The sequence below is a fragment of the Stenotrophomonas sp. P5_B8 genome, assembly GCF_054049855.1.
This window is the reverse complement of record NZ_JBFULO010000207.1, coordinates 1-6,582: the sequence shown is the minus strand read 5'-3', so window position 1 is coordinate 6,582 and position 6,582 is coordinate 1. Positions and strand designations below refer to the sequence as shown.

At 66.2% G+C, this 6,582-nt stretch carries 4 protein-coding genes; 2 read left to right on the top strand and 2 right to left on the bottom strand.

The window, feature by feature from the left end:
* Positions 1-144: 144 nt before the first annotated feature.
* Both ACXJKH_RS12255 and ACXJKH_RS12250 read right to left on the bottom strand, forming a co-directional pair.
* Positions 145-2,727 (bottom strand): M14 family zinc carboxypeptidase, encoded by a 2,583-nt coding sequence (locus tag ACXJKH_RS12255; protein WP_457319639.1) that lies wholly within the window; start codon positions 2,725-2,727, stop codon positions 145-147.
* 72 nt (positions 2,728-2,799) lie between these two features.
* Positions 2,800-5,451, bottom strand: a complete 2,652-nt coding sequence (locus ACXJKH_RS12250; protein WP_457319638.1) for a TonB-dependent receptor — start codon at positions 5,449-5,451, stop codon at positions 2,800-2,802.
* A 188-nt stretch (positions 5,452-5,639) separates the two neighbouring features.
* Between ACXJKH_RS12250 and queD the strand changes: the two genes are divergently transcribed.
* On the top strand, positions 5,640-5,993 hold the full coding sequence (gene queD / locus ACXJKH_RS12245; RefSeq protein WP_312237236.1) for a 6-carboxytetrahydropterin synthase QueD: 354 nt from the start codon (positions 5,640-5,642) through the stop codon (positions 5,991-5,993).
* Between the two features lie 194 nt (positions 5,994-6,187).
* Positions 6,188-6,544, top strand: a complete 357-nt coding sequence (locus ACXJKH_RS12240; protein ID WP_457319637.1) for a phasin family protein — start codon at positions 6,188-6,190, stop codon at positions 6,542-6,544.
* Positions 6,545-6,582: the final 38 nt, after the last annotated feature.

The window sequence follows — 6,582 nt, the reverse complement described above, 5'->3', positions numbered from 1 at the left end:
CCCGTAGAGCCGACCGTTGGTCGGCTGCTCTTCGTTCGGGTGTCCCGGTAGCCGACCAACGGTCGGCTCTACGTGGGATCGCGGTAGCCGACCAACGGTCGGCTCTACGGGTGGCCGCCGTTGCCTTGCGATGGCGGCGTTGCGTTACCCGCGCGGCTTGCTCGGGTTGAGCTGGTTGCCGAAGAAGATCGCGTTCAACAGCAGGCGCTCGGTGCCATGCCAGTACTTGCGGTGGGCCGGATCATCGGCGAACAGCACCACGTTGCCCTGCCCCTGCGGGGACACCAGCAGCCACGCGGCACCGGCGACGCGGCTGCGGTTGCGCTCGGAAAGGTAGCCGTTGACCTTGGGCGCCTCGTCGATGCGCACCACGGTGGAGAACGGATTGCGGCTGGGCTGGAAGCTCAGGCCGTTTTCCTTGTTCACCGCAAGCTGCCGACGCGGCACGCCGAAGCCCAGCGGATGCGTGTTGTCCACGTCCGCGCTGAGGATGTTGCCGCTCACCCGCTCGATGGCTGCGATGTCGCGCTGGTCGCCGAACGCACGTCGGGCGCCTTCCGGCTCCTTCTCCTCCGGCCCCAGCACTTCGTCGCTGAGCTTCTGCTCGATCGCCCAGCGCGCGGCCGTGCCGTAGGTGATCAGCGAGCCACCGGCGTTGATCCAGCGCTTGAGCGCCGCCACTGCGGTGGCGTCCACGCCGGCATAGGTACCGCCGGCCAGGACAATGGTGGTGTAGCGGTCCAGCGTGATCTTGCCCAGYTGGGCCGGATCGATCTTGCTGGCCGGCAACTGCAGGTGCTGATCAAGCAGGAACCATGCCGAGCCGATCTCGGTGGCGCTTACGCCCTCGCCCATCACCAGCGCCACCGCCGGCTTGCGCAGCGCCTTGACGCTGTCACTGCCCAGATCGATGCCACCACGGCTCTGCCCGCTGGACAGCGCCTGGATGTGCACGCCACTGCTGCGTGCGACCGCATCGACCGCGGCAAGCAGCTCGACACCGGCCAGCGGCTGGCCCGCGACCGGCACCACCACGCTGCCATAGCCGAATGACTGCTCGCCCTGCGCGGTGGCCGCGGTGAACGGCTGGAAGGCCGCGCGGGTCACCACGCCCTTGGCCTGCAGCGCATACAGCGCGCGGCTGGCGTTGTAATCGCGCCAATCGAACACGTAGGCGTAGCCCGCCTGACCGCCGACCACGCCACCGTTGGCGGCCGGTACGCTGGCCACGCGCTCGCCACCGGCAATCCGGCTGCGGCTCGCGGCGAAGGCGATGCCGTAGGCCGGCGCGATCGCATAGGAGGTGCTGCCGTAGAACACATCGCCCTTGATCGGCGGGGTGTCGGCGAAGATCGAATGCACCAGGCGGAACTGCGGTTGCGCGGCCTGGACGACGTACGCGCTGCCCGGCTCGAAGCGCTGCCCATCCACGGTGACCGGGGCGCTCAACGCCTGCACCGTGATCTGGTGCTGCAGCAGCAGATCCAGCAGCCGCTGGGTCAGGCCCGGATCGGCCGCGTCGCCGAACACGAAGGACTTCACCGCCTGCTGGTTGGCCTGCTTCAGTGCGGACTGGAAGAAGTCCTTCTGCAGCTTCAGCAGCCCATCGCGTTCGGTCACTGCGCCGCGCACCGTGCCCAGTCCGGTCGCCACCTGGTTGCGGATGGTGAAGCCGAAGGTCAGCAGCCCGTTGGCCGATTCCTGCACGCGGCCGCGCGAGCTGGCCTGCTCCACGGTCACCCCGACCGCGCCGTGGAAGTCCGGGTAGGTCGAGCCGTACACCGGCGAGAAATTGTCGAAGTTCTCGCCCGTGTAATACAGCGAGCCCAGTGCATCCAGTGCCTGCGCGTGGTACTTGGCCAGGGTCTTGTTGAACTCGTACGACGATGCCGGAATCAGCGGGCTGTGCATGCTCGCCGGTGACGGCTCGAAGTAGTAGGTGCTGTCCTTGCCCATCTCGTGGAAGTCGATCTGGACGTTGGGGTACCACTGGTGGAAATAGGCGATCTTCGGTCGCGTGTCCTGCTGGGTGAGGGCCAGCCAGTCGCGGTTGAGGTCGGTGAAGTAGTGGTTGGTGCGGCCCTGCGGGAACGGCTCGACGTGCTCCTTGTCGGCCGGATCGGCCGAGGCCGGCGAGGACGCATAGGCGTTGTGCCAGCTCGCCGCGCGGTCGCGCCCGTCCGGGTTCTGCGCCGGATCGAACAGCACCACCGCCTGCTGCAGCCACTGCGCGGTCTCCGCGCTGCGGTTGGCGACCAGGTAGTAGGCGGTGAGCATCGCCGCTTCGCCGCTGGAGGTTTCATTGCCGTGCACGCTGTAGCCCAGCCACACCACCACCGGGCTGCTGCCGGCGGCCGAGAGCGGCTGCGCCGGATCGGCCAGGGTGACGTGCTGGCGACGCAGCGCGTCCAGGTTCTGCAGGTTCTGCGCCGAGGTCACCGTGGCGATCAGCAGCGGGCGGCCCTCGTAGCTGCGGCCGATTTCTTCAACCTTGATCTTGTCCGAGTGCTTGGCCAGTGCGTTGAAGTAGGCCACCAGCTGATCGTGCCGCGTGTAACGGCTGCCGATCTCATAGCCGAGAAACTGCTGGGGCGTGGGCACGGCCGGATCGAAATCACCGCCGGCCGGGAAGAAGTACGCGCTCTGCGCGGAGGCAKGCGCAGCGAGCACAGACAGCACCAGCGCCACCCAGGCGATGGGAGAGAACAGACGACGTTGCAAAGACACAGCGATTCCCCGAAAGACGGGCCGGTTCCTTCCGGCCCTGTGGATACGCACGCTCCGGTGCGCTGGATGAGGTCAGAAGCGGTAGTCGAAGCCGACGGTGAAGTAGCGGCCGCGCAGGTCGTACTGGCTGAAGTCGTACGGCGCGCGGATGCCCGGGAAGGACGCGTCGTACGGCGGTTCCTCGTCGGCCAGGTTCTGGATCTTGGCGTACAGGGTCAGCTTGTCGATGCCGGTGTAGCCCAGATACAGATCGAACTGGCTGTAGGCATCCACCCGATCCTGTACGGCGGTGGCCGCTGCGCTGGCCTTCTGGTCATAGCCGCTGGTGTAGTACCAGGTGAGCGCGGTGCGGAAATCGCCGTAGCTCCAGTCGAAGGTGGTGGTCGCCTTGTTCTTGGGCAGGGTCGCGCCGAGGTTGCTGCCGGCGTAATCCACCAGCGGGCCACCGACCACGGTGGGGCGGCTGTAGTTGCGCACGTGGGTGAAGGCGGTGCTCAGGCCGAAGTCGCCGGCCTGCGTGGTCGGGAAGCGCTGGCGCAGTTCGACATCGAAGCCGGAGGTCTTCAGCTCACTCAGGTTCTGGTAGCGGTTGAACACCGCCAGCAGCTTGCCGCGCTCATCGCGGCTGACCGCACCCGGCACGTTGTCGGTGACCAGGGTCTGGGTGTTGTTGGTGCCCACCAGGTTTTCCAGCTCGATGCGGTAGTAATCCACGCTCAGGCTGGTGTTGGACCACGGCGAGAGCACGATGCCGGCATTGAAGCTCTTGGTGCGTTCGGGCTTGAGATCGTTGTTGCCGACAGTGAAGAAGGTCGGGTTCTGCCGCGAGCCCGGCACGTCCGGGTCGCGCGGATCGATCACGCTGCCGTAGGCGATGCTGGTGCTGTTGGAATTCTCCGAGAGCGACGGCGCACGGAAGCCCTTGGAAGCGGCCGCACGCACCAGCAGGATGTCCCACGGCTGCCAGCGCAGGCTCAGCTTGGGCGAGAACGCATCGCCGAAATCGCTGTAGTGGTCGGCACGCGCGGCCGCCTGCAGCTCCAGGCGCTCGGCCAGCGGCACGTTGACTTCGGCATAGGCGGCGGTGACCTTGCGCTCGCCGTGCACTTCAGCGATCGCCGGGCGGATCTGCAGGCCGGCATCGATCTGCCAGGGGTTGTTGGAGTCCAGTTTCTCGCGACGCCACTCGGCCCCGGCGGCGAAGCCGATCTCCCCAGCCCAGGTGTGGCCCAGCGCGCCGGAGATTTTGGCGTCCACGCCCTGCAGCACCGATTCGGCCGGGCGCAGCGTGCTGATGTTGATCGCATTGAGAACGTCCGATGACGTCGCGGCCGGATTGAGCAGGTTGTAGCTGCCGCTGGCCAGCGCATCGGCCAATGCGTAGCGGTTGGCGAAGCCGCCGGACACGGTTTCGCGCTCGCTGCTGCGCGCACCGAACGCGCCCACTTCCCAGTCCCAGTTCTGCAGGCTGCCACGCAGCCCGACCAGGCCGCGGTAGGCCTGCGAGCGGTTGGTCTTGATGGTCGCGCCGAGGTTGAAGAAGGTGTACTCGATCGGCACCGCGCGGCCATACGGGTTGTACGGGCTGCTGGCGGGCAGGTTGGAGGAGACCGGTTCGGCCAGGCCGGTATCGGCGTTGAGCGCGAAACGGCCGCTTTCCAGGGTGAAGAACGGGCTACTGCCGAACCAGGACACGCCCTTGATGTCGCTGTAGAGCACTTCACCGAAGGCCTCGATGTTGTCGTTCACCCGGAAGGTGCCGTTGACGTAGGCCTGGTAGCGCTTGGTCGAGGGAATCAGCGTGGTGTACGGCGCCTGGTTGAAGCCGCAGGTGTTGCCGGCCAGGCCGTCGATCGGCGCGCTGGCCACCAGCGTGGTGCCCTGCGGGCAGTTGCCGCTGGCATCGAGCATCGGCACCGACGTGCCATTGACCAGGTAGCGCGCGCCCTTGGCCGACCAGCCGTTCCAGCGCCCGCCAGGCTTGTCGGTGTAGATGCCGGATTTGGTGAGGTCGCGCTGGTCCTGGTCCAGGCGCTCGCGGTTGTAGCCTTCCAGGCTGACCAGGATGTTGTAGCCGTCGGTATCCAGGTCACCGATGCCGCCGACGAACTTCAGGTTCTGCTCGTCCAGCCCGCCCTGGTCGGCGGTGCCGAGGCTGCCACCGAGTTCGGCGCCCTGGAAATTCTGCCGGGTGATGATGTTGACCACGCCGGCCACCGCGTCGGAGCCGTACACGGCCGAGGCGCCGTCCTTGAGCACTTCGATGCGTTCCACGGCCACCAGCGGCAGCGCGTTGAGGTTGACGAAGGTGTCCGACAGGCCGCCGGCCGGGAAGCCGTAATTGGCCAGACGCCGACCGTTGAGCAGCACCAGCGTGTTCTTCTGCGACAGCCCGCGCAGGCCGATGCCGGCCGAACCGGAGGCCCAGCCGTTGTTGGTGGTTTCGTTGTTGGCGTTGCCGGTGTTGGCCGAGATCGAGCGCAACAGGTCGGCGACGGTGGCCTTGCCGGTCTCTTCCAGCTGCTGGCGGCCGATCACCTGGACCGGGTTGGCCGACTCGGTATCGGTACGTTTGATGTTGGAACCGGTGACCCGCACGGCGGCAAGGGTCTTGCTGTCGCCGGCGGCATCGGCGGTTGCATCGGGGGCGGCATCGGCGAACGCGGGCAAAGGCGTAGCCAGAGCGGCGGAAAGCGCCGCTACAAGAAGGGTGTGCTTGGGCATGGACTTCAGTGGGGTGGTGGACGACGAGTTCCGCAGTAATCCATGCCTGGCGATGAACCGGCCAATAACATCTCTTCATACGGATATAAGAGAACCTAACATCTCTTCATCCGGATGGAAATGTTTCCGTGAAGGAGCGATGGGCTGTTGCCGTCACCGCCCGGCAGGTCCACCGGTACAATGCGCCAATGGAAATCTTCAAAGTCTTTACCCTCGAGGCTGCCCACCTCCTCCCCAACGTGCCGCCGGGCCACAAGTGCGCGCGCCTGCACGGGCACTCGTTCCGGGTGGAGCTGAAAGTCGAAGGCGAGCCGGGCGAGCACAGCGGCTGGATCATGGATTTCGGCGACGTCAAAGCGGCCTTCCAGCCCATCTACGACCGCCTGGACCACCACTACCTCAACGACATCCCCGGCCTGGAGAATCCGACCAGCGAACGGCTGGCGATCTGGATCTGGGACGAACTCAAGCCGGCGCTGCCGCAGCTGAGCGAAGTCACTGTGCACGAGACCTGTACCTCCGGCTGCCGCTACCGCGGCTGATCCGCACCAAGGTAGTGCCGGCCGCTGGCCGGCTCCCAGCGCCACGAGCGCCACGAGCGCCCTCGGCACTTTGAAGCAACCCATTGATGTAAAAACAGTTTCACTGATACCGGACCACAACTGGCAACAAGTTGTTGCAATGCAATATATTTGGCGTATGCTGCAGTGCATCAACGTTCTCGAGCCGTCCTGCCATGACGTCCGCGTTCACCGATTCCTTCAGCGCCTACACCCGCCAGCTGGCCGCCACGGCCACGCGTGCCAATCGGCTCGCCCTGGAAAATGCCGAAAGCATGTTCGGGGTGCAGTTGAAGACGCTGGAGAAGAACATCACCGCCACCAGCGGGTTCTTCGGTGACATCGTGCAGTCACGGCAACCGGATACGCTGCTGCCCAAGGGTGCGCAGCTGGCCCGCGACAATCTCGAGCGCTGGACCCATGCCAACCAGGAAGTACTGGGGCTTGGGTTGAAGGCCTCCGAGGCCTTCGGCGAACTCGCCCGGCAGCCGTTCGCGGCCGCCACGCCCGACGCAGGCAAGACGCGCGGCTGAGCAGACACACCATCGAATTTGCGTGGGTCCCTCCCCCC

Bases quoted from the DNA above. Each gene is read 5' to 3' on its own strand.
- ACXJKH_RS12250 (WP_457319638.1), bottom strand. From the start codon at position 5,451: ATGCCCAAGCACACCCTTCTTGTAGCGGCGCTTTCCGCCGCTCTGGCT.
- ACXJKH_RS12240 (WP_457319637.1), top strand. From the start codon at position 6,188: ATGACGTCCGCGTTCACCGATTCCTTCAGCGCCTACACCCGCCAGCTG.
- queD (WP_312237236.1), top strand. From the start codon at position 5,640: ATGGAAATCTTCAAAGTCTTTACCCTCGAGGCTGCCCACCTCCTCCCC.